Source organism: Pyxidicoccus xibeiensis (assembly GCF_024198175.1).
GTDB classification, from domain to species: Bacteria; Myxococcota; Myxococcia; order Myxococcales; family Myxococcaceae; genus Myxococcus; species Myxococcus xibeiensis.
Genome location: NZ_JAJVKV010000003.1, coordinates 407,494 through 429,428, shown reverse-complemented (window position 1 = coordinate 429,428; position 21,935 = coordinate 407,494). Strand labels below are relative to the sequence as shown.

Genomic DNA, 21,935 nt, shown 5'->3' with positions numbered 1-21,935 from the left:
CGACCTTACTTGGAATCGGTGGCGAGCTTACCCGAGCCGGCCGGCGCGGGGGCAGGGGTGGTGGGAGCAGCACTCCCAGGCTGGGACACCGCACCCGGGGGAGGGGTTCCATCGACCTTCTTCTGGGCGGCCTGGGCCTGCTCCTGCTCGGCGGCCTTGCGCAGCTGGTCCTTGCGCTCGCGCTCCAGCCGGCGCTCCTCGCGGTCGATGCCCTTCTTCGCGTCCTTCACGTACTGGTCGATGCGCTCGTCCCGGCCGCCCTTGCCCTGGTACTGCTCGAAGTAGGCGATGGCCGTCTTGTAGCGCGTCAGCGTGTCGACGCCGGGCGGCTCCACGTCCAGGTAGAGGATGGCGAGGTTGAAGTACGGGTCGGCGGAGGCCGGCAGCAGCTTCAGCACCTGCTCGTACTCGGCCCGGGCGCGGGCGAAGTCCCCCTGGCCCCGGTACGCGTTGCCCAGGTTGAGGCGGGCGGAGGCGAAGTCCGGGGCGGAGCGGACGGCAGCCTCCAGCTCCGTGACGGCGGCGGGGTAGTCCTGCGCCTCGTTGAGCAGCGCGCCGAAGTTGTTGCGGGCCTCGGCGAAGTCCGGCCGCAGCCGCGCGGCCTCCTTGAACTCCTCCAGCGCCTGCGGGCGCGCCTTGAGGGCCAGGTACACCAGGCCCAGCGCGTTGTGCGTGGCCGCGTCCGTGGCGTCGATGGCGCGGGCGTTCTCCAGCACCATGCGCGCCAGCTCGTGCTTGCCCTCGCGGTAGTAGACCTGCGCCAGCACCTGCATGGCGCGCACGTGGCGCTCGTCGCCCTTGAGCGCGCGCTTGGCCTCGGTGGCGGCGGACTCGTGCTTCTTCTGCTGGAGCAGGGTGATGGCCAGCGCGGTGCGCAGCGGCACCGAGTCCTGCCGGGACTCGAGCAGCCCGCGCAGCTCCGCCTCCAGCTTCACCGACCGGCCCGTGCGGCCGTACAGGCGCGCGAGGCAGTCCCACGCGGCCTCCTGCTCGGGCGCCACCGCGAGCGCCCGGCGGTAGGAGCGCTCGGCCTCCTCGGGCTTGCCCAGGCGCTCCTGGACGATGCCCAGGTTGGTCCACGCGTAGTCGAGCTTCGGGTCCTGTTCCGTCAGCGAGCGCAGCGCCGCCTCGGCCGCGGTGAGCTCGCCCCGGTGGGCAACCTCCACCGCGCGCGCGAAGTCCTTCGCCGGGCCCTTGAGCTGTGCGGGGCGGGGCTCCGTGGCCACGGGCTTCGAGGCCTGTGCGTCCGCGGTGCCCGCGTCCGGCGCGGCGCCGGTGCTGTCGGCGGCGGTGGAGCCCGTCGCCGGGTCCGGGCGCGTCTCCGGGCCGGAGGCGCAGGCGGACAGCAGGAGCCCGGAGGCCACGAGCGCGAGCACGCGGGTGCGTGACGTGGAGCTCACTTGTCACCTCCGCCCGTCAGCCGGGGCTCATTTCCGGAGCCGGAAGGGGAGCCAGAGGGAGGGCGCGCCGGCCCCTCCACGCTGCCCACCAGCCCGTCCGGGTAGGCGGCGTCCGAGGCCAGGGCCTGCTTGGGCTCCTTCAGCACCGGGTACTCCTTGGGACGGAAGCGGTTGAGCGCCTCCAGAGTGCGCCGCGTCCACTCGTTGGAGATGCGATTCTTGCGCGCCTCCGCGAGCGTGGCCGCGTAGCTCTCCACGGCCGCTTCTTCCAGGGCCGTCGTCTGCTGCGCGAGCTGGTCCTGGTAGACGACGACGGCCTCGTCCCCCAGCCGCTTCACCTCGGCGGGCACCGGCGTCTCGATGATGGTGTTGGCGAAGCGCTCGAGCGCATGGCCGCGGCGGTACAGCGCCGCCAGCGTCCACTCCAGCCGCTTGTACGGGTAGACGCGCGCGTACGCCTCGTTCACCGACTTCACCGCGTTGCGCTTGGCCGTGAAGCTGCGCTCCAGCGCCTTGCCCTTGCCACCAATCTTCAGCTTGTCGAACTTGCGCAGCTCCGCCTCGGCCACCTGGAAGCGGCCATAGGCGGCGGCGTCCGCCGCCAGCGGGTTCGCGTCCGCCTGGAGCTTGCGCCGGTCGAACTCGCTCGCGGCCTGGGCCCAGGAGCGCTGCGCCTCGCGCTCGTTGCCCAGCTTCTGGTGCGCGTCGCCCATGCGGCGGTGGGCGTCCACCACCAGCTCCACCTGGCCGGGCTTGGTGGCGAACTTGCGCACGAACTCCTGGAGCGCGCGCACCGTGCCGCGGGCGTCTCCCTGCTTCTCGTAGATGAGGGCGGCGCGGTACTGGTTCTTCGGCGCGTCCTCCGCGTTGGGGAACAGGTCCGCGTAGCGCAGGAAGGTCGCCGCCGCCTCGGGGTAGCGCTGCTGGCCCTCCAGCAGGCGGCCGGTGTTGAAGAGCGCCGCCTCGCGGTCCTTCGACGCCGGGTAGTCCTTCACCAGCCTCTGGTAGCTGGCCACCGCCTTGTCGAAGTCGTACGAGTTCTCCGCGTTCACCGCCACGCGGAACAGCGCCGCGTCCGCCAGCGGCGAGGACGGGTACTCGCGGTAGATGCGCTCGTACAGCTTCAGCGCGGAGTCGAAGCGGCGCGTGTTCTCGTACGCCACGGCGGCGTTGTTGAGCGCCTTGTCCGCGAACTCGTGGCGGGGCTCCTCGTCCACCAGCTGGGTGTACTTCTTCGCGGCCTCGTCGTGCTTGCCCGCGGCCATCAGCTCGTCGGCCAGCTTGAAGCGGCCGGCCAGCTTGAACTTCACCAGGTCCTTGTAGAGGTCGCTGGACGGGTCGATGACCTGCTTGTTGCTGGCCAGCCGCGCGCTGACCTCCTCGACGCTGCGCCAGTCCTTGTCGATGAGGAACGTCTCGACGATGAGGTTGGTGGAGTACTTCGCCACCTCGTGCTTGGGGTACGTCTGGACGATGGCCTCGAAGCGCCGGCGGGCCTCGGGGAAGTCGTTGTGCGCGTAGTGCAGCTCCGCCGCCTTGTAGGCGATGCCCGGCGCCTTCTCCGTCTTCGGCAGCATCGCCAGGTACTTGTCCGACGCGGCGACGAGCTTCTGCTCGGTGGGGGCCAGGGGGATGGGCTTCACCACCTCACCCTCGGGGCGCTCGGTGGAGCGCAGCGGCTTGAGGTCCTGCGCGCTGCCCGCCTTCACGTCCAGGGCGAGCTGCTGCTGCCACGCGAGCACGGCGTTGAGGGTGGCGTCTTCGCGGTGCTTGTCCGCCACGCCCGTGTCGCGCACCAGCTCGTAGCCCTTCGCGGCGGCGGCGAACTGGAAGGAGTTGTAGAGGCACTCCGCGTGGTAGAAGCGCATCTCGCCCGCGCTCTTGCTGCGGGGGAAGCGCTCCAGGTAGGCGCCGTACGCGCGCGCGGCCACCTGGAAGCCCGCGTTGGCCTGCTCGAACTTCCCCTCCTGCTTGAACACCAGCGCCTGCTGGTGGTGGTACGTGGCGGTGCTGTACAGGCTGCGCTCGGTGAGCGCGTTGGCCTGGGCGAGCGCGTCCGGGTCGTCCTTGTTCTTCTCGTACCAGGCGGTGCCCGGCTGGTAGAGGGTGGCCAGCTTCTCGGACTCGGCGAAGGACTCGGCCATCAGCCGGTCGCCCGTGTACGCCTGGACGATGCGCTGCTGGAGCTGCGGCGCGTCCGGGGCCAGCGGGTCCTTCTGCAGCACCAGCCGGTACGCCTCGATGGCGGCGGGGTACTTCGTCTGGTCGAAGTACACGTTGCCCAGGCGCCGGTACACCTCCGCCTCGTACGGGCGGGCGCCGCGCTTCGCGAAGAGCGCCTGCGCCTTGGGCAGGCCGCCCCACGTCTCGTCGGCCAGGGAGATGGCGACGTACTGGAGGGCCTCCGCGCGCAGGTCGCCGGTGGCCTTCTCCTCGCCCTTGGCCTTCGCCTGGGCCTCGTAGAAGTCCGCGAGCGTGAGGAAGGACGCTACCGCCTCGTCGAAGCGGTCCATCCGGTAGTACGTCCACCCCAGCTTGTAGACGGCCTTGTCGTAGAGGGGGTGCTTCGGGTCCTTGCTCGCCGCCTCGAAGGCGACGGCCGCCTTGGTCAGCGCCTCCGGGTCCTCGTACTCCTCGAACCAGTACTCGCCGATGCGCACCCACGCCTCGGTGGCGAAGCGGCTCTTCGGGTAGCGCGCGATGAGCTGCTCGTAGGTGCCGAGGCTCTCGTCGAACTGCTTCTGCTGCTCCAGGCAGTAGCCCAGCAGGTAGAAGGCGCCGTCGTTGAGGCGGTAGTCCGGGAACTCCTTCAGCAGCCGGCGGTACAGCGCGATGGAGTCCGAGAAGTCCACCGCCGGCTCGGTGGGGGCCTCCGCGTCGGGGTTCTCATCGAGCGCGGCGAGCCGCTGCTTGTACTCGCTGTCCGCCTGGTTGTGCTCGTCCGCGGAGCGCTCGTAGTAGAGCTCGGCCAGGCGGAACATCACGTCCGGCGTGTAGCGCGGCTCCCCGGGATAGCGGCGGAGGAACTCCTCGAAGCGGGCGATGGCGTCCTTGCGCTCCGTGCGCTCCTGCGCCTCCAGCTCGCGGATGACCTTCTCGTACGAGGCGGCCAGCGCGCCGCGCTTCTGCTCGTACTTGTGCTCCACGAGCAGCTGCACCTCGCGGTTGAACTCGCGCGACTCCTCCTCGTACGTCCGCAGCGCGCGGCTCACCTCTTCGAGCAGCGCCTCCTGCTCGGGCGTGCGGCCCATGCCCTTCAGGTACTCGCGGGGCACAGGGGCGGGGGCCGCGGTGTCCAGGTCCTCGGGGGCGACAGCGGGGGCTGCTTCCGCGTCCGGAGCGGGGGCCGCCTGGGTGGTGGGCGCGGCCGCGGCCTTGCGCGCCGCCTGCGCGGAGGCGGCGGGCAGCGGGGCGAGGGCGAGCAGGGCGGCGAGCAGTTCGCGGCGCATCACTCCTTGCCCTCCGTCCGCACGTCCTGGAACTCGGTGTCCAGCTCGCGCAGGGCCTCGTCCTTCTGCGCGGACAGCTTCTGCATCTCCGTCGTCTTGTCCTGCTTCTTCGTGAAGGCCACGTCCACCACGCCCACGTCCGCCTTGAGCACCAGGTCGTAGAACTGCTGCCGCACGCGGCGGAAGCTGTCGTAGGCGATGCGGCCCACCAGGTTGCGCGCGTCACCGGACACCGAGGCCACCTCGGCCGCGTAGCGCTCGAGGAGCTTCTGCTCCGCCAGCACCTTGTCGCGGATGATGCGGCCCCGCGTCTCCAGCCGGCCGCGCAGCACGCCCTTGGCCGCCACCACGCGGGTGTGCAGCGCGCTCGCCGAGTCCCGCACCGCGTGGGCTCGCAGCAGCGTGCGCGCGGCGTCCTGGGGCAGGCGGCCCTCCGCCAGGGCCAGCACCTCGTGCTCGCGGCGCAGCGACTCGGCGTACTCCGTGCGGATGGTCTGCTCGCCGGCCAGCGACGTGTCCGCGGAGTTGCGCTCGTCCGCCAGCCGCGCGCGGGTGCCGTCCAGCTCCGCCTGCAGGTCCGTCAGCGTCTGGATTTCCGCCTGGAGCTGCACCAGGAACTCCTGCTCCTCGGCCGGGTCCGTCTTGCGCTCGGCGCGCGTGTCGTCAATCCACTTGCGCACCGCGGTGGCGATGGCGTTCAGGCTCTGCAGCTCGTAGCCCAGGCGGAAGGCCTCGCGGTCCACCTCGTCCACGCGCGCCTGCATGCGCCGGCGCCGCTCCTCCAGCTCCTTCTGCGTGGTGGGCAGCGCGGAGAAGCGCAGCCCCAGCGACTCGCGCTCCTTGCGGGCCGACTCCAGCCGTGCGCGCTCCTCGGGGGTGAGCACCGTCTCCAGCACCGAGGACTCCACCCGCACCAGTGACGCCTCGGCGTGGGTGAGGGCCGTCTCCACCGCGTCCGCGCGGGTGTAGCCCTCCTGCAGCTCCGGGAAGGTCTCCAGCCCGCGTGTGTCCAGCGCCTGGAGGATGCGCTCGGCCAGCGTCCGCGCGTCCTCCGAGCCCTTGCGGCCGCTGTCCAGGTCCCCCACCATCCGCACCGCGTCGGCCACCTCGCGCTGCGTGGAGGCGTACTTCAGCGCCAGCGGGGGCAGCAGCGTCGTCACGTCCTGCGGGCCGTCCGTGCGTCCCAGCAGCCGGTCGAAGTACGCCACCGGGTCCTGGTTCACACGCAGCAGCGTGTCCACCGAGTCGCGCACCGGCCGGAAGGTGTCGATGACGCCGGTGTACGTGGCAATCGCCTCGTCGTACTTGCGCAGCTTCTGCAGCAGGTTGCCCTGGAGGATTCGGGCCTCGGACGCGAGCTGCGAGTCCGGCGCCACGAGCAGCAGGATGTCGATGGCGTTCTTCGCCTGCTGGTGGTTGCCCGTCTTCACGTGGACCCAGGCGATTTCGTAGAGCGAGTCCGGGAAGGAGTCGCTGTCGCGCGGGACCTGGCCGTAGCGGTCCAGCGCCTCGTCGTAGCGGCCGGTCTCGTACAGCAGGCGGCCCAGCGACATCAGGGCCAGCTCGCGAATCCGGCGCGCGTCCGACTCCGGGGAGTGGACCGCGGGCGGCTGCTGCCCGGGGACGGACGGGGCCACCTGCGCGGCCTGCGCGGACGGCGGCGTGGCGAGCTGCCGGAACTGCTCGATGGCGGCGGGCAGCTCCCCGGCCTGCACGGACAGCACGCCCAGGTGGTACGCGGCCTGGAGGCGGAAGTTGCCGTCCGGGGCCTGGGCCAGCGGGGTGAAGGCGGCGCGCGCGCGGGCGAGGCGCTCCGAGGGCGGCAGGTCCGTGCGGCGGAAGAGCCACTTGGCGTAGACGTAGGCCATCTCCGGCGGGAGCTGGCCGCCCGACAGCGAGCGGGCCTTCTCCACGTACTCGTCGATGCCGTCGAACTGGTTGAGCCGCCCGGCCACCGCCAGGTAGCGCGACAGCGCGTCGCGGTAGCGCGTGGCGGAGGAGGGCAGCGAGAGCAGCTCCCGCAGGTACAGCCGCGCGCCGATATAGTTCTTCTGCTGGAAGAGCGAGTCCGACAGGTAGAAGAGCGCGTCCCCATAGCGCGGGTGGGCGCGGAACTGCGGGTCGCTCACCAGGTCGTAGAAGAGGACGGACGCCGCCGGCCAGTCGCCCAGCAGGTACTGGATTTCGCCGTCGGAGAAGCGGCGCACCCGCGAGTCCTCGTCGCTGGGCTCGGGGCGCTGCGTGTACTGCGTCTCCACGAAGCGCAGGTTCTCCTCGGCGCCCTTGAGCCCCTTCTCCACGGCGTCGAGCTGCATCCCCAGCTCACGCGCGGACGCGCGCGGCGCCGGCGTCGGCTCGGCGGCGGGGGAGGGCGCGGCGCCCAGCAGGGCTGCCGCGAGGGCGAGGGCGCGGAGCGACGCGTTCACCGGCGGGTCCCTACTTCGGCTCGGCGGAGGTGGTGGCCGGCGCAGGCGTGGCGGCAGCGGGCTCCGCCTTGCGGCCCGCGTCGCGCGACACCTCGATGTCGTAGCGCACCGCCGGCCGGTCCTTCAGGTCCGTGGTGAGGCCGCCCTGCTCGAAGCCCACCACGCGCACGGTGGACACCTTCCCGGGCTCGGCGTTGAAGGTGTAGCTGGACTGCACCTTGAACTTGTAGCCCTCCAGGTAGCTGAACACGCCGTAGCCGTTGCCGCGGTACACCAGCCGCACGGCAATCTGGTGCTGTCCGGGGACGATGCGGCCGTTGAAGATTTCGAGCTCCTCGCGCTTGCCGAGGTCCCCCTCGTTGTCCACCTGCGTGAAGATGGGCGCGCCGTCCAGCGCGTACGCCACCGACTCGAGGAGGAACGAGCCGCCCATCTCGTTCTTGTGGACGATGACCGCGCGCGAGCCGGTGGAGACGTCACCGCCGAGCACCGTCTCCTGCAGCAGGAGCAGCCGCGCCTTGGAGCGGTAGATCTTCTCCTTCAGGTCGACGACCTGCTCCTCCAGGGTCTTCACGCGGGTGTTGAAGGCCTCGTCCGCCGTCTGCGGCCCGGCACTCCCCGCGGCGGCCGGAGCCTGCTCCGCGGCGGGGGCGGTGGCCGCGGACGGGGCCGCGGAGGACTCCTGCGCGAGCGCCGGCAGACAGACGGTGGCGCTCAGGAGCGCGAGGAGGTGGAAGGTTGCGGCAGCGACACGCACGGTGCGACCTCAAGAAGGCAGACGGCCCGACCCGACGGCACGAGGTCATACCACCCTTCCCCGTGGGCCGTCTTGTCACGCTCGGTACGAGGGCGGGGCGCCAGGCGTGACGCCTGCCTACCCGCCCTTCTTGAGCTCGGTCAGCACCAGCTTGGCGACGGCCTTGAGCGTGTCGAACACGCCCACGCCGGTCGGCGCCACCGCCTGGTACTCGGGGATGTTGCGGGGATTGAGCGCCTTGCGCATCTCCTCCACCGTCACGGCGTTGGGCAGGTCCCGCTTGTTGTACTGGACCACGTACGGAATCTTGTTCAGGTCGTAGCCCTGCTCGGCGAGGTTCACACGGAGGTTCTCAATCGACTCCATGTTGGCCTCCATGCGCTCGATCTGACTGTCGGCGACGAAGACCACGCCATCCACGCCCTTGAGGATGAGCTTGCGGCTGGCGTCGTAGAAGACCTGACCGGGCACCGTGTACAGGTGGAAGCGGGTCTTGAAGCCGCGAATCTCTCCGAGCGACAGCGGGAGGAAGTCGAAGAAGAGCGTGCGGTCCGTCTCCGTGGAGAGCGAGATGAGCTTGCCCTTCGTCTCGGCTGCGGTCTTGTTGTAGATGTACTGGAGGTTGGTCGTCTTCCCGCAGAGACCGGGGCCGTAATAGACAATCTTGCAGTTGATTTCGCGGGATGAGTAGTTGATGAAGGACATGGCTTCCCGGCTTACTCGCTGAAGAGGTTGTCGATATCGTCGTCGGAGATCTCGGCGAAGGGCGACCCGGCACCCGGGCTGTCCGTCTTCTTCACCAGGCTCTCGAAGATCTTCGTGAGCTCGTCGCTGGCCTTCTTGATGCGAAGGCGGACGAGGCCCAGGCTGGTGCGGTTGTCGAAGATGACGACCAGCACGACCCGGCTCCCGACGATGGTCATGTAGAGCGAGTCCTTGGCCCCCTCGTGGAACTGGTTGGGGAACTCGTTCTCACCGATCAGCTTGGCCAGGCCACCCATCGCGGCCACGTTGCCGGCCGTCAGCGAGGCCAGCGAGGTCGTGTCGATGTTCTGCGTCTGACCGGCCGAGGAGATGAGCTGACCGTTCTTGTCGACGAGGAAGACCACCTTCGCGTTCGCGTCCTTGGTGAGCCGGTCGCAAACGGCGTTGATCTTGGTGAACTCCTCTTCGTACATCACCAGTTGCGTGCCCATGGGCGTATGCGCTCCTCAGCGTTCGCTCGCCCCGCTCACGGCGGCGCTCCGATTGTTTCTGGAGTGAATCCCGGAGGTTAGACGAGGCGCTACCGACCGTCAGGATGCTTAGCAAAGCGCTTCCACTCCAGCAAGAAGCCATCCACGTCTCCGGGTGCAATCGGCGTCCGTCCCCATGCCACCCGGACGACCTGTTTGGGGGCGTTCGCGGGTTTCTCTATACTCCGCCGGGCTTTGCCGCCCCCCTCCCCCCTCCGTCTGTTGGCGCGTCTGGCGCCGGTGCTCCTGGTGCTGGCCGCCCTCCCATCCGCCCATGCGGAAGAGGTGGCGGAGCAGGCCACGCTGCGCGTGCGCTATGGCGTGGCCCTGCGTGATGGTCGGCAGGTGGATGTAGGGCCGGGGCTCACCTATGAGGGGCTGACGCCGAACGACCTGGCGGCGGTGGGGACGGTGTGGGTGGGGCCGTGGCTGGGGGCATGGGCGAGGGTGCAGCGCGAGGCGTTCGACCTGAAGGAGGGGACGTTGAGGATCACCGGCGGCAGCCTGGTGCGTGCTTCGGTGGGGCCGCGAGCGCGGGCGTTGCTCGGGCCGGTGCGGGCGGAGGTGGGGGCGGGCTACGGCTTCGCGCAGCTCCCGCTCTTCGGCAGCTCGTCGGAGCCGGTGCTGGCGCGAGGCGTGCGGCACGCGGCGCTGGTGAACGGGCGCGTGCTGGTGCCGCTGTTCGCGGGGCTGAAGCTGGAGGCGCGCGGAGAGCTGCCGGTGGCGCTGTCGGTGCGCGACGCGGCCGGCGAGAAGGCGGAGGCGACGGGCTTCTCGGCGGGAGGCGCGCTGCTGGTGCCGCTGAAGTCGGCGTCGCGCTGGGCGGGCACGCTGGTGCTGGACTTCCAGCACGTGCAGGACACGGTGACGCTGGCGGACGGCACGCGCTCGGAGCAGCGGCTGCGCCGGGTGGGCGCGGCGCTGGAGCTGGCGTGGCGTGATGCCGCTCCCGCACCGGCGCTGGCGCCCGCGCCCCGCCTGCCGGTGGGCACGCTGGCCCTCCAGATAAAGGACGCGGAGACGGGCGCGCCGCTGCCGGGTGCGCGGGTGGTGCTGGGCGACGTGGAGCGCGTGGCGGACGCACAGGGCCTGGTGGAAGCGGAGCTGCCCGCGGGCGAGGTGGCCGCGCGGGTGAGCGCGGAGGGCTACGCGCCGTCCGAGGCGCGGGCGTCGGTGGAGGAGGGCGGGCGCGCGGCGCTGGAGGTGAAGGCGCGCCGGCTGCCTCCGCCCACGGGCACGCTGCGGGTGACGGTGGTGAAGGGGGAGAACGGGGTGCCGCTGCCGGGCGTGCGCGTGGCGGTGGGCGCGGTGGAGGTGCGCACGGACTTGATGGGGCATGCGCGGGTGAAGGACCTGGCTCCCGGGCCGGTGGCGGTGGTGGTGAAGTCCCCCGGCTTCCGTGTGGCGGAGGAGGCCGCCGTGGTGGTCGCCGGGCAGGAGGCGGAGCTGTCCGTGCCGCTCGCCACCGAGCGCAAGGGCGACCCCGCCACCCTCAGCGGCCAGGTGCGCAGCACGCGCGGCGGCAAGCCGGTGTCCGCCACGCTCCTCATTCCCCAGGCGAAGGTGCGCACGCGCACGGACGCGAAGGGCGCCTTCACCGTCCGGGTGAAGGGCGGTACCTACCGCATCACCATCTCCGCTCGCGGGCACCTGCCGCAGACCAAGGTCGTCACCTTGCGCGACGGCGAGCAGGCCATCTTCAACGTCGATCTCTTCCCGAGGCAGAGACGGTGAGCTCCACGCGCCCCTGGTTCCTGGCCCTCCTGCTCCTCGCCTCGGGCTGTGACGAGGACGCGGCCACGCCGCCCGTGGCTCCCACGGCGGCACCGGTACAGGCGCAGGCCCCGGACGCGGGCGTGGAGCTGGGGCGGCTGGAGGGGCTGTCCGGCGACGTGCGCCTGGAGCGGGGCGGCAAGGTGGTGCCCGCCACCGAGGGGCCTCTCTATGGAGGGGACGCGCTGGAGACGGGCGCGGGCGGCGCGGCGACGGTGCGCTTCCCGGATGGGCGCTCGGTCGAGGTGGGCAACGGCGCGCGCTTCGCCCTGAGCGAGGACTCGGGCGGCATCGTCCTCACGGTGGAGCGCGGCATCCTGCTGTCCCGCGTGCCCGCGGCGGCGGCGCGGCCCGGTGGCGGCGGCAAGGGCGCGAAGGTGACGCTGAGCATCCTCACGCCCTTCGGTCTCACCCGCGTGGGCTCGGACGCGCCCAGCGAGGTGAGCGTGCAGGTGGAGAAGGACGCGGGCCGCGTGGAGGTGCGGCTGGGCGCCATCGAGTTCGTCTCCAAGGATGGCCAGCAGCTGAGCGCCGCCGAGGGCCAGGCGGTGGCGGCGACGGGTGGGAAGGTGGAGCTGGTGGCGCGCACGCCGCGCGTGGTGGAGCTGGCGCCCATCGCGGTGACGGTGCGCCTGGACACGGGCCGCGCGGAGCTGCGCCCCAAGGGTGACGTGCGCTGGCGTCCGGTGAAGAAGCAGGGCGAGGTGCTGGCGCCCGGAGATGGCGTGCGCACGCGCGCGGGAGGCTCGGCGATGCTGGCGCTGGAGGGCTCGGCCTCCGTGCTGTCACTGGGCTCGGCGTCGGAGCTGGTGCTGGAGTCGGCGGGGCAGGGGGGCAGCACGGACGAGGCGCGGGTGGACCTGCGGCAGGGCGAGCTGGGGCTGCAGCTGGCGCAGGGCCGCACCAGCCGCGTGGTGCTGCCGGGGCTGAACCTGGAGGGCAGCGGGGCGGCGCGGCTGGAGGTGCGGCGCACGGGGAAGGGCTACCTCGTGGACGCCTTCACCGGGCAGGTGACGCTGGTGCGCGGCGGGGCGCGACAGGCGCTGCGCGCGGGAGAGCGGGCCACCGTGGAGGGCGAGGCCGGGGCTCCGCGGGTGGCACCGCTCGCGCCGGCGCCGCTGGTCCTGGGTGAGGGCGTGGCCGAGGGCGCGGAGGTCTATCACCAGGGACTGCCCGAGGTGGCGTTCACCTGGGAGGGCGAGGGCGAGGCGGTGGTGGAGGTGGCCTCGGACGCGGGCTTCACGCGCCCGGTGCTGACGGGCACGGTGTACAAGCCCTTCGTCAACGTGCCGGCCCCGGCGCGCGGGGCCCTCTATTGGCGCGTGCGCCGCGCGGACGGGACGGAGGTGGCGAAGGGCCACGCGCTCTTCGCGCCGGAGCGCCCGTCGAAGCAGCTGGACCGGGTGCGCAACGTGGTGCCCGAGGGGCCGGAGAAGACGACCATCTTCTACCAGGACAAGCCTCCGGCGGTGACGTTCACCTACGGCGAGGAGGCCTCGGCGGCGCGCTACCGCGTGGCGGTGTACCGGGCCGGCGCGCTGGGCACGCCGGTGGCGGAGCGCACCGTGGCGGAGACGCGCGCCGCGCTGGACGCAGGCGCGCTGGAGGAGGGCAGCTACCTCTGGTCCGTCACCCCGCTCTCCGCGTCGGGCGCACAGCTCAAGGGCGGGCGGATGAACAAGCTGGAGTTGGTGTACGATAACTCGGTGCCGGTGCTGGTGGTTTCCACTCCGCGTAACGGTCAGCGAGCAGGCGAGCGGGTGCGAGCCTCCGGCGTGGCGCCGGTGGACGCCCGCCTGTCCATCAATGGACGTCCGGTGGCGCTGGATGGCAAACACCGTTTCAGTACCTGGGTGGAGCCGGTGGGCTCGCCCCCCCTCCTGGTGTTTAAGATGACTCGTTCCGGTGCCCCGGAAGTCCACACGGTGCGCACCCTGAGACCCCGAGGGCCGTGAGGATGTCATCCCCCCAGACGACCCGACCTGTCCCCGAGGTCGCCTCCGCGCCCCTGCTCCGCCCCTATGGCCAGTACGTGCTGGTGCGGAAGCTGGCCGAAGGCGGCATGGCGGAGATCTTCCTGGCCAAGCTGCTGGGCGCCGACAACTTCGAGCGCAACGTCGTCATCAAGCGGATGCTGCCGCACCTGTCGAACATCCCCGACTTCGTGGAGATGTTCCGCGAGGAGGCGCGGCTGGCGGCGAAGCTGTCGCACCCCAACATCGTGCAGATTCAAGAGCTCGGCTTCACCGAGGGCTGCTACTACATCTGCATGGAGTACCTCGCGGGCGAGGACTTCTCCACGACGCTGCGGCTGGCGGGACGGCGGCGGCAGTACGTGCCCTTCCCCGTGGTGCTGCGGGTGCTCATCGACGCGGCGCGGGGGCTGCACTTCGCCCACGAGTTCTGCAACGAGGCGGGGCAGCCGCTCAACATCGTCCACCGCGACATCTCTCCCTCCAACCTGTACCTGACGTACCAGGGACAGGTGAAGGTGCTGGACTTCGGCATCGCCAAGGCCGAGTCGAGGCTCGTCAACACGCGCACCGGCGTGGTGAAGGGCAAGTACATGTACATGGCGCCGGAGCAGGCGCAGGGCAAGGAGGTGGACCGGCGCTCTGACGTCTTCGCGCTGGGCGTGAGCCTGTACGAGGCGCTCACCCACGTGCGGCCCTTCTCGCGGGAGAATGACCTGGCGGTGCTCAACGCGCTGATGCAGGGCGACTTCAAGCGCCCGCGCGAGCTGCGGCCCGACCTGCCCGAGGAGCTGGAGGCCATCGTCCTCAAGGCCATGGCCTTCAAGCCGGAGGACCGCTACCCCAGCGCGGAGGCCTTCGCGGAAGGCCTGGAGGCGTTCCTGGGCGAGCACCTGAGCGCCTCGGGCACCGCGCAGCTCGGCGCCTTCCTGCGCGGGCACTTCGGCGAGGAGCGCTTCACGGAGCGCACCCGCATCCCCACGCTGGCCACCCTCACCGCCACCTACGGCACCGAGGGCTCTCCTGTGCAGGCGCCCGGCGCGGAGGGGCCGCTCAACGGGACGGACGTGTACGGCGGCCGTCCGGTTCCGAGCGCCGAGGCCCAGGCCCGGACCGCCGCCGTGCCACCTCCGGTCCGGACTTCTCCCGTGCCTTCGGAGCCGGCTTCCAGGCCCGCGGCTCGCAGCTGGCGCACCGCCGCCCTCGGGCTCGCGGGAGGGCTGCTGCTGGCCGGCGTGGGCATCGTCGGGTACGTCGGCGTGCAGAAGGTCCAGGCGCATCCGTCCATCGTCCAGGACCTGCCACCGCAGGGCGCGATGGGACAGCCAGTCGCGGCTCCGGGCACGGGCGAGGCCCCTGCCGCCGCGACGGCTCCCGCGCAGCCCGGGGTACCGGTGGGCGACACGGCGATGGCGGCTGCTGCACAGCAGGGGACGGCGGTGGGTGACACGGCGGCAGCCGCGGCTCCGGGCGCGGAGGTCGCGGTGGCTCCGGCGGACGGCACGGAGACGGAAGAGGCGGCCATCGCCGCGCCGACGAGTGCCAGGACGAAGGACGTGCCCTCGAAGGCCCCACCGGAGGCGCGCCACGCCAGCACGAAGAAGGCGGTGACGCTGCGCGTGGAGGACATCGAGCGCGTGGTGTCGCGCGGGCAGGCCCGCATCACCGCGTGCTTCGAGCGCTACAAGACGGACCTGTCGGCGAGCCAGGGCAAGGTGCAGGTGCAGCTCACCATCGCCTCGTCGGGCAAGGTGAAGGCGGGGACGAAGGGGGCGCTGGCCTCGTCAGGAGTGGGCCGCTGCCTGGAGGCCCAGATAGAGCGGCTGCGCTTCCCGGCGCACCGCGACCAGGAAGTCACCGTGGTGATGCCCTTCGAGTGGCGGGTGACGCAGTAGCGGCACCGGGGCGTCCGGTGCCGCCTTCCGGCGCTTACAGGTCGCGGCGGGCGGACAGCGCCTTCGCCAGCGTGGCCTGGTCCGCGAACTCCAGGTCGCCGCCCATGGGCAGGCCCTGGGCGATGCGGGTGACGCGCAGGCCCATGGGCTTGAGCAGGCGCGTGAGGTAGAGCGCGGTGGCCTCGCCCTCGACGTCCGGGTTGGTGGCGACGATGAGCTCCTCCACGCGGCTGTCGTTGAGGCGCTCCAGCAGCTCCTTGATGCGCAGCTGCTCCGGGCCCACGCCCTCGAGCGGGGACAGCACGCCGTGCAGCACGTGGTAGCGGCCCTTGAACTCGCGGGTGCGCTCCAGCGCCATCAGGTCGGCGTACGTCTCCACCACGCACAGGACGCGCTCATCCCGGCGGGAGTCCCGGCAGAAGCCGCAGGTCTCCGAGTCGGTGAGGGAGAAGCAGCGCACGCACAGGTGCACCTTCTCCTTCACCTCGCGGATGGCCTGGGACAGGTCCGAGGCGTACTCGCCCGGCGCCCGCAGGATATGGAATGCGAGGCGCTGCGCGGTCTTCTCGCCGATGCCTGGCAGCTTCGCGAGCTGGGCGACGAGTCGATTGAGCGGATCGGGGGTCATCCGGTATCAGGTAACGCCGGGGATCTTCACGCCGCCGGAGATTTTCGCGAGCTCGCGCTGCATGTGCTGACGGCTGCTCGTCAGGGCAGCATTCACGGCGGCGGTGATGAGGTCCTCGAGCATCGACGTGTCGTTCGGGTCGATGGCGGACTTGTCGATCTTGATGCTGCGGATCTCCTGGACGCCGTTGGCGACGACGGTGACACGGCCCTCGCCGGCCTTCGCCTCGACGGTCTCATCCGCCAGCTGCTGCTTCCGCTCTTCAATCTTCTCCGTCAGCTTGTTCGCCTGCCGGATGAAGTAGTTCAGGTCGACGCCAGGCATGTGCTTCCTCGGTACTCGTGGGAGCGGGCTCCGTGATTGGACCCGCCCGGGCGTGGAACGACGCGCACCCTACCGTTGCCGGCGCGCCTTGTCAGGCGCTGTCGTCCGGAGTGTCGGTCGGAGGGACGGCGGAGGGGCGCTCGGGCTCGTAGACCTGGATGTGCTCGATTTCGCCCCCCAGGAACTTGAGAACGGCCCGGACGGCGGGATGGGTCCGGACCTTGCTGTCCGTGCTCTTCTCGTGGGCGGCGCGGCTCTGGGCATCCTGCTCGGCGATGCTGAGCCCCATCCGGGTGTCATCCGCGGCGATGTCCTGGATGGTGAGCTTCACCGGGCGACCGAAGTGCTCGGCCAGGGCCTTGTCGACGGCGGCCTTGCCTCCGGGGGAGCTCACGGCCGTCTTGTGGAAGCCGGCCGTGGGCAGGAAGCCCAGGACGATTTCTCCTGCCCGCATGGAGACGAGGCGACCGTTCGCCAGCGCGGCACCGTGCCGGGGCGAGGCGCCCTTCACGGTCTCCACGGCGGCCCGCCACCGGTCGATGAGGGGCAGGTTGGGGTTGTCCCGGGCGCGGAGGCTCGGGGCCGGTGCCGCCACGGGCTCGGGCTCGGGGTCCGGCTCCGGGGCGAAGGTCGCGGGCGCGGGGGGCGTGAAGGGCTGGGGGCGCGCGGGGGCGGAGGGCGTCTGCGCCGGGGCCGCGGCCATGGGGCCCCGAGCGCCGGTGGCGTGCGCGCCGTGGGTGGGCGCGGGCATGAGGGCCTGGGCGCCGATGGCGTGCGCGCCGTTGGTGGGCGCGGGCATGGCGGCGAGCGGCGCGGGGCCGTCGATGGGCGCGGCGTCGGGGATGCACTCTCCGGAGGCGCAGCCCTCGGGCGAGTTCTCCTCGGGATAGAAGCGCGCGTCCTCATCTTCGTACGGCGGTGGCTCGGGCGGAGCGGACGGTGGCTCCGGCCGGCGCACGTTGGTGACGCGCACGGAGGGCGCGGGCTCGGTGGTGCGGGAGAGCGGGGTGGCCCCGACGGGCACTGGCGCGGGCGGCTGGGCGCCGCCTCCGTTGCGCAGGAAGGAGAGCGGGCGGGCCGCGGACGGAGGCAGTCCGTCCATCACCGGGCCGGAAGGAGTGATGCTCTCGGCGGAGTAGGCGGGGCCACCTGATGGCGACGGTGCTGCCATCGCATGGCCGGCGGCGCCGCCTCCGTTGCGGAGGAACGAGAGCGGCCGGGCCGCGGAAGGCGGCAGGTCGTCGAAGACCGGGCCCGACGGCATGGGGGGCGTGGCCTGAGTCGCCATGACGGGGCGAGGCGGCTCGACGGGGTAGAGCGGTGCGGACGGGCGCGACGGCTCCGGATGCCGAAGGGGCTCTGCCGCGCGCATCGACTCCACAGGGTACGGAGCACCCGAGTCGCGTGAATGTGCCGCCGTGCGCATGGCCTCGGCGGGGCGTGGCGCCTCCGGGGCGCGAGCTGGCTCCGCGTGGCGCACGAGCTCGGCGACGCGAGGTGCCTCCTCGTGAAGCATGGGCTCGGCCGCGCGCGGTGCCTCCGCGTGGCGGACAGGCTCCGCCGGAGAGGGCGGCGCGGACTGTGCCACGGGCGCGGGCGCACCCCGAGCGTCCCACGGACGCGGGGCGGGAGTGGAGACAGGAGCGGCTGAGTCGTGCCGTGACTCAGGCGCGAAAGTTCGCGGAGCTGGAGCGACCTCCTGGCGCTCCAGCGGTGTTCTTGGCGGAACCGTCCTGGGACAGCCCGGCCGCGAGCCGGTCCACGCGGGCCAGCAGCTCCGGAATCGAGCCACCCGGCGACAGCTGGATGGCCTTCAGCAGCGCCATCTCCAGCGCGAGCCTCGGCTGGGCCGCGCGCGACACGTCCCAGATGCAGCCATGCACCACGTCGAACAGGCGGGTGAGCTGCGCGACCTCCGCCTCCTTCGCCAGCGCGATGAGCGCCTTCTGCTCGGACTCGGCCAGCTCGCCCGGGGCCTCGTTCAGCGTCTTGGTGACGAAGAGGTGCCGCAGCTGCAGGGCCAGCTCCTCCGCCAGCCGCTTCAGGTCCAGCCCGCGGTTGAAGACCTCCTCCACGCGCTCCAGCACGCGCTTCGCGTCCTTGCGCACCAGCGCCTCGGCGAAGTCCTGCACCATCGTGCGGTCGATGGCACCCAGCGCCTCGGCCACCTCTTCATCCGTGGGGTTGGCGCCGCACGACGCGAGAATCTGGTCCAGCAGGCTCAGCGCGTCGCGCATGCCGCCCTCGGACTGGCGCACCACCAGCGACAGGGAGCGGTCCGAGATGCCCGCGCCCTCCGCCTTGCAGATCTCCTGGAGCCGCTGGAGCATCCGCGCCGCCGGAATCCGCCGGAAGTTGTGGCGCTGGCACCGCGAGAGAATCGTGTCCGGGAGCTTGTGCGCCTCGGTGGTCGCGAAGATGAACTTCACGTGCCCGGGCGGCTCCTCCAGCGTCTTGAGCAGCGCGTTGAACGCCGCCCCCGACAGCATGTGGACCTCGTCGATGATGTAGATCTTGTGCCGGTCCCGCTGCGGCAGGTACTTCGCGTTCTCGCGAATCTCGCGGACGTTCTCCACGCCGTTGTTGGAGGCACCGTCGATCTCCGCCACGTCCACGCTGGTGCCCGCGGCGATTTCCGTGCAGGCCTTGCACTCGCCGCACGGGTTCGCCGTGGGGCCCTTCTCACAGTTGAGGGCCTTGGCGAGCAGGCGGGCGGCCGTCGTCTTGCCCACCCCACGAGGACCACAGAACAGGTACGCGTGAGCGACCCGGTCCATCTTGATGGCGTTCGCGACGGTCCGGACCACGTGCTCCTGGCCGGTCATGTCATCGAACTTCTGCGGACGCCATTTACGCGCGAGGACGAGGTAGCTCATGGGGTTGGTCATCTAAACACGACGGCGTGAATGATCCATCTCGTTGCCTGCCCACCAGGTGGGATTGCACTCACCGTCCCAGCGCCTGTAGCACCACGTTGGCCGCGTTGTGTCCGGCCGCGCCGATGACGCTGCCCGCGGGGTGGCACCCGGCACTACAGAAGTAGAGCCCCTGCACCGGCGTCTCGTAGGGCAGCCGGTCCGAGAAGCCCAGCTTGTTGTCCACATGATGGATGTGGCCCCCCGTGATTCCGAAGTGGCTCTCGATTTTCGGGGGCGTGAGCGCGAAGTACTCCTGCACCTTGTCGCTGGTGCCGGGCGCGAAGCGGTCGCAGATGGACAGGAGGTGCTTCACGTAGCGCGCCTCCTCCTGCTCCCACGTGGTGCCCTTCAGCGCGTACGGCACCCACTCCACGAAGAGGGCGGAGTTGTGGTGGCCCTCCGCGTCGCGCAGCGACGGGTCCACCGTGGTGTGGATGTACCACTCGATGGAGGGGAACTCCGACAGCCGGCCCTCCTGCGTGTCCCGGTACCCGCGCGCCAGCGCGCCGAGCACGTCGTCCTCTTCGGGCAGCAGGTGGATGGTGGGCCCCAACTGGCCGCGGTTCTCCGGGAGGCAGGTGAAGGTGGGCAGCTCCTTCAGGCACAGGTTCACCTTCAGCGTGGTGCCCCCCACGGCCATGGCGTTCACCTTCGTCCGGTAGTCCGCGGGCAGCGCGTCCTGCTCCAGCAGCTTCAGCGTGCGGAACGGGTCCCCGTTGGACACCACCACGGAGGCCTTCATCTCCTCGCCGTTGGCCAGCACCACGCCCTTCACCACGCCCCGGTCCACGCGCACGGACGCCACCTTCGCGCCGGTGCGGATGGTGGCGCCGTACTTGCGCGCCACGTTGGCGATGGACTGGGTGACGGTGCCCATGCCTCCGCCGACAATCATCCACGTGCCGCCGCTGCCGGGCAGCCGGCACATGTTGTGGACGAGCAGGTTCATGCCCGTGCCCGGCGTGTCGTAGCCGCCGTCCAGGCCGGAGAAGGCGTCCGTCACCGCGTACATCGCCTTCACCAGGTCGGACTTGAAGCCGAAGCGCTCCAGGTACTCGCGCGCCGTACCGCGGCACAGCCGGACGAAGGCGTCGCGCAGGGCAGGGCGGATGTAGCGCTCGGCGGACTCCTCCAGGGACAAGGGCGGCTTGAGCCACGCGGGGGCGATGTCGTCGCGCAGCGCCGCCAGCTCCGCGTTCATCGCCACGTGCGCGTCGTAGTCCTGCTGGGAGAAGAACTCGAGGAACTGGCGCTTCAGCTCGCGCTCGTCCGAGCCGAACAGGAGGTAGCGCTTGCCGGTGGTGGGCAGGAAATAGTGCGGGTCCCTGCGCTTGAGGGGCAGGTCCAGCTCCAGCTCGCGCAAGAGCTCCGGCGGCATCAGGCCCAGCAGGTACGCGCCGGTGGACACGCCCAGCCTGGGCGCGGTGCGGAACGGGTACTCCGTCCGGCACGCGCCGCCAATCACGTCCTTCTCCTCCAGGACGGTGACGGAGAGTCCGCGGCGCGCGAGCAGCGCCGCTGTCACGAGTCCGTTGTGGCCCGCGCCCACCACGATGACGTCTGGCATGTCTGGTCTCCTCACAGGGTTGGTCGTTCCTAGTCGAGTGGGGGGCGAACGGACAAACGTCACGTACCTTGCACCCGGGCCCGGGGGCGGGGAGAGTCGGCCACGACCGTGTCCGTGCCCGCGCCCCAGCCTCCGGCTCCCAACGTTCCCGATTCAACGTCCGAGCCGACCCCGGACCTCCCCAGCCCCGCCCCAGGCCATGGCCAGCGCTGGCACGTCCTCCTGCTGTCGGGGGTGGCGCTGCTGCCGGCCGTCATCGCCGTGCTGCAGCTCGGCCGCATCCACCCGGACGAGGTGTACCAGGCGCTGGAGCCGGCCTTCTGGCGCGTCCACGGCTATGGCGTGCTGGCCTGGGAGTGGAAGGATGGCATCCGCAACTGGGCGCTGCCCGGGGTGCTGGCCGGCTTCCTGAAGCTGGCGGACCTGCTCGGCATCACCCACCCCCAGGGCTACCGCGCGGTGGTGGCGATTCCCCAGGCCCTGCTGCACGGGTGGAGCGTCTGGGCCGCGTACCGCTTCGCCGAGCGCCGCGCGGGCCCCACGGGCGGGTGGCTGGCCGCCCTCCTGGTGGGCCTCTACGGGCCGGTGCTCGTCTTCGCCGGCCGCACGCTGGGCGAGTCCTTCTCCGCCTCGTTCCTGGTGGTGGCCATGGAGGCGCTCGACAGGCGCGAGCGCCCCGCGCGCGCGGGCCTGGTCGGCGGCATGGCGCTGGGCCTGGCCGTGGTGGTCCGCTACCCCTCCGCCATCTTCGTTCTCGCCGCCCTGGCGTGGCTTGCGGGCACGCGGCGCTGGCGGCTGCTGGCCTTCACCTGCGTGGGGGGGCTGGGCGTGGCCGCGGGCCTGGGCGTCCTCGACTGGACCACCTGGGGCTCGCCCTTCCACTCGTTCTTCGCCTACGCGCGCTTCAACGTCTTCTCCGGCGAGGCCGCGGCCCGCTTCGGCTCCGCGTCCGCCGACTTCTACGTGGCACCGCTCCTCTGGGCCGTGCCCGCATGGGCCTGGGGCGGCGCGCTGCTGGGGCTGGCGTCCCTGCGCCAGCGGCCCGGGCTGTCCCTGCCGCTGTGGTGCGCGGCCGTGTATACGGGCGTGCTGCTGACCACCGCGCACAAGGAGGAGCGCTTCCTCTACCCGGGCCTGGTGCTGGCCGTGCTGGCCGCGGCGCCTCCGGTGGCGGCCTTCCTCACCGCCGAGGGGCGGCCCCGCCTCCGGTGGGTCCTCGCGGCGCTCTCCCTGGCGACGGGGCTGGGCGCGGCGGCCTTCTACCCTCCGCACGACCTGCGGGCGGACCAGTTCCGCGCCATCGTCGCCGCCACGGAGGGGGGAGGGGCGCGCGGCCTGCTCATCGTCAACGAGGGGCTGTGGGGCGCCGGCGGCTACTTCTACCTGGGCCGGGACATTCCCTGGCTCACCTGCGACTGGCCCCATGACGGCGCCTTCCAGCACGCCATGCGCGACAGGCGCTTCAACCGCGCCGTCTCCTTCGAGGACCGCGCGCTGAAGGAGCTCCAGGCCGGCGGCTTCCGCGTGGTGCGGAAGATAGGGCGCGAGACACTGCTCACCCGCGACGAGTAGCCGGCGGCGCGCCCGGCG

Annotated in this window: 14 protein-coding genes and 2 pseudogenes; 5 read left to right on the top strand and 11 right to left on the bottom strand. The window is 71.5% G+C overall.

The genetic code is table 11. From position 1 onward, the window contains the following. Positions 1-5 precede the first annotated feature (5 nt). The 6 genes from LXT23_RS14485 to mglB all read right to left on the bottom strand — a co-directional run bounded on the left by LXT23_RS14485 (position 6) and on the right by mglB (position 9,228). A complete protein-coding gene (locus LXT23_RS14485) occupies positions 6-1,400 on the bottom strand; it encodes a tetratricopeptide repeat protein (protein WP_253980747.1) in 1,395 nt (464 codons plus the stop codon). After that, positions 1,397-4,849 (bottom strand): tetratricopeptide repeat protein, encoded by a 3,453-nt coding sequence (locus LXT23_RS14480; RefSeq protein WP_253980746.1) that lies wholly within the window; start codon positions 4,847-4,849, stop codon positions 1,397-1,399. Before LXT23_RS14480 ends, LXT23_RS14485 begins: the two co-directional genes overlap by 4 nt. Next, a complete protein-coding gene (locus LXT23_RS14475) occupies positions 4,849-7,275 on the bottom strand; it encodes a tetratricopeptide repeat protein (protein ID WP_253980745.1) in 2,427 nt (808 codons plus the stop codon). Before LXT23_RS14475 ends, LXT23_RS14480 begins: the two co-directional genes overlap by 1 nt. A 10-nt stretch (positions 7,276-7,285) precedes the next feature. Then, complete coding sequence (locus LXT23_RS14470; RefSeq protein WP_253980744.1) at positions 7,286-8,032, bottom strand: dihydrolipoamide acetyltransferase; 747 nt, start codon at positions 8,030-8,032, stop codon at positions 7,286-7,288. A 117-nt stretch (positions 8,033-8,149) separates the two neighbouring features. Further along, positions 8,150-8,737, bottom strand: coding sequence for a gliding-motility regulator Ras-like GTPase MglA (mglA, locus tag LXT23_RS14465; RefSeq protein ID WP_015347803.1), 588 nt, complete (start codon positions 8,735-8,737; stop codon positions 8,150-8,152). Positions 8,738-8,748: 11 nt separating this feature from the next. Beyond that, positions 8,749-9,228 (bottom strand): gliding-motility regulator GTPase-activating protein MglB, encoded by a 480-nt coding sequence (mglB, locus tag LXT23_RS14460; protein WP_002637270.1) that lies wholly within the window; start codon positions 9,226-9,228, stop codon positions 8,749-8,751. A gap of 234 nt (positions 9,229-9,462) precedes the next feature. On the opposite strand from mglB, the gene LXT23_RS50105 reads away from it, so the two are divergent. From LXT23_RS50105 to LXT23_RS50620, 4 genes and pseudogenes are all read left to right on the top strand, one after another. Then, a complete protein-coding gene (locus LXT23_RS50105; RefSeq protein ID WP_407692884.1) occupies positions 9,463-11,001 on the top strand; it encodes a carboxypeptidase regulatory-like domain-containing protein in 1,539 nt (512 codons plus the stop codon). Then, positions 10,998-12,995 (top strand): FecR family protein, encoded by a 1,998-nt coding sequence (locus LXT23_RS14450; protein WP_253980743.1) that lies wholly within the window; start codon positions 10,998-11,000, stop codon positions 12,993-12,995. Before LXT23_RS50105 ends, LXT23_RS14450 begins: the two co-directional genes overlap by 4 nt. 2 nt (positions 12,996-12,997) lie before the next feature. After that, positions 12,998-14,270: pseudogene (locus tag LXT23_RS14445) on the top strand (serine/threonine-protein kinase); the annotation flags it as partial. 332 nt (positions 14,271-14,602) lie between these two features. Then, positions 14,603-14,908: pseudogene (locus LXT23_RS50620) on the top strand (AgmX/PglI C-terminal domain-containing protein); the annotation flags it as partial. A gap of 34 nt (positions 14,909-14,942) precedes the next feature. Here LXT23_RS50620 and recR read toward each other — a convergent pair. From recR to LXT23_RS14420, 5 genes are all read right to left on the bottom strand, one after another. Then, positions 14,943-15,536, bottom strand: coding sequence for a recombination mediator RecR (recR, locus tag LXT23_RS14440; protein ID WP_253980741.1), 594 nt, complete (start codon positions 15,534-15,536; stop codon positions 14,943-14,945). A gap of 6 nt (positions 15,537-15,542) precedes the next feature. Continuing rightward, positions 15,543-15,860: a YbaB/EbfC family nucleoid-associated protein gene (locus tag LXT23_RS14435; RefSeq protein WP_253980740.1), complete on the bottom strand. Its 318-nt coding sequence runs from the start codon at positions 15,858-15,860 to the stop codon at positions 15,543-15,545. Between the two features lie 91 nt (positions 15,861-15,951). Continuing rightward, positions 15,952-17,148, bottom strand: a complete 1,197-nt coding sequence (locus tag LXT23_RS14430; protein ID WP_253980739.1) for a DNA polymerase III subunit gamma/tau — start codon at positions 17,146-17,148, stop codon at positions 15,952-15,954. Positions 17,149-17,524: 376 nt separating this feature from the next. Next, entirely contained in the window at positions 17,525-18,736 is a 1,212-nt protein-coding gene (dnaX, locus tag LXT23_RS14425; protein ID WP_253980738.1) for a DNA polymerase III subunit gamma/tau, read from the bottom strand. Between the two features lie 70 nt (positions 18,737-18,806). Beyond that, positions 18,807-20,345, bottom strand: coding sequence for a phytoene desaturase family protein (locus tag LXT23_RS14420; protein WP_253980737.1), 1,539 nt, complete (start codon positions 20,343-20,345; stop codon positions 18,807-18,809). A gap of 108 nt (positions 20,346-20,453) precedes the next feature. On the opposite strand from LXT23_RS14420, the gene LXT23_RS14415 reads away from it, so the two are divergent. Then, complete coding sequence (locus LXT23_RS14415) at positions 20,454-21,917, top strand: glycosyltransferase family 39 protein (RefSeq protein WP_323378948.1); 1,464 nt, start codon at positions 20,454-20,456, stop codon at positions 21,915-21,917. Positions 21,918-21,935 lie beyond the last annotated feature (18 nt).

Bases quoted from the DNA above. Each gene is read 5' to 3' on its own strand.
- mglB (WP_002637270.1), bottom strand. From the start codon at position 9,228: ATGGGCACGCAACTGGTGATGTACGAAGAGGAGTTCACCAAGATCAAC.
- dnaX (WP_253980738.1), bottom strand. From the start codon at position 18,736: ATGAGCTACCTCGTCCTCGCGCGTAAATGGCGTCCGCAGAAGTTCGAT.
- LXT23_RS14430 (WP_253980739.1), bottom strand. From the start codon at position 17,148: ATGGCGACTCAGGCCACGCCCCCCATGCCGTCGGGCCCGGTCTTCGAC.
- LXT23_RS14435 (WP_253980740.1), bottom strand. From the start codon at position 15,860: ATGCCTGGCGTCGACCTGAACTACTTCATCCGGCAGGCGAACAAGCTG.
- recR (WP_253980741.1), bottom strand. From the start codon at position 15,536: ATGACCCCCGATCCGCTCAATCGACTCGTCGCCCAGCTCGCGAAGCTG.
- mglA (WP_015347803.1), bottom strand. From the start codon at position 8,737: ATGTCCTTCATCAACTACTCATCCCGCGAAATCAACTGCAAGATTGTC.
- LXT23_RS14480 (WP_253980746.1), bottom strand. From the start codon at position 4,849: ATGCGCCGCGAACTGCTCGCCGCCCTGCTCGCCCTCGCCCCGCTGCCC.
- LXT23_RS14420 (WP_253980737.1), bottom strand. From the start codon at position 20,345: ATGCCAGACGTCATCGTGGTGGGCGCGGGCCACAACGGACTCGTGACA.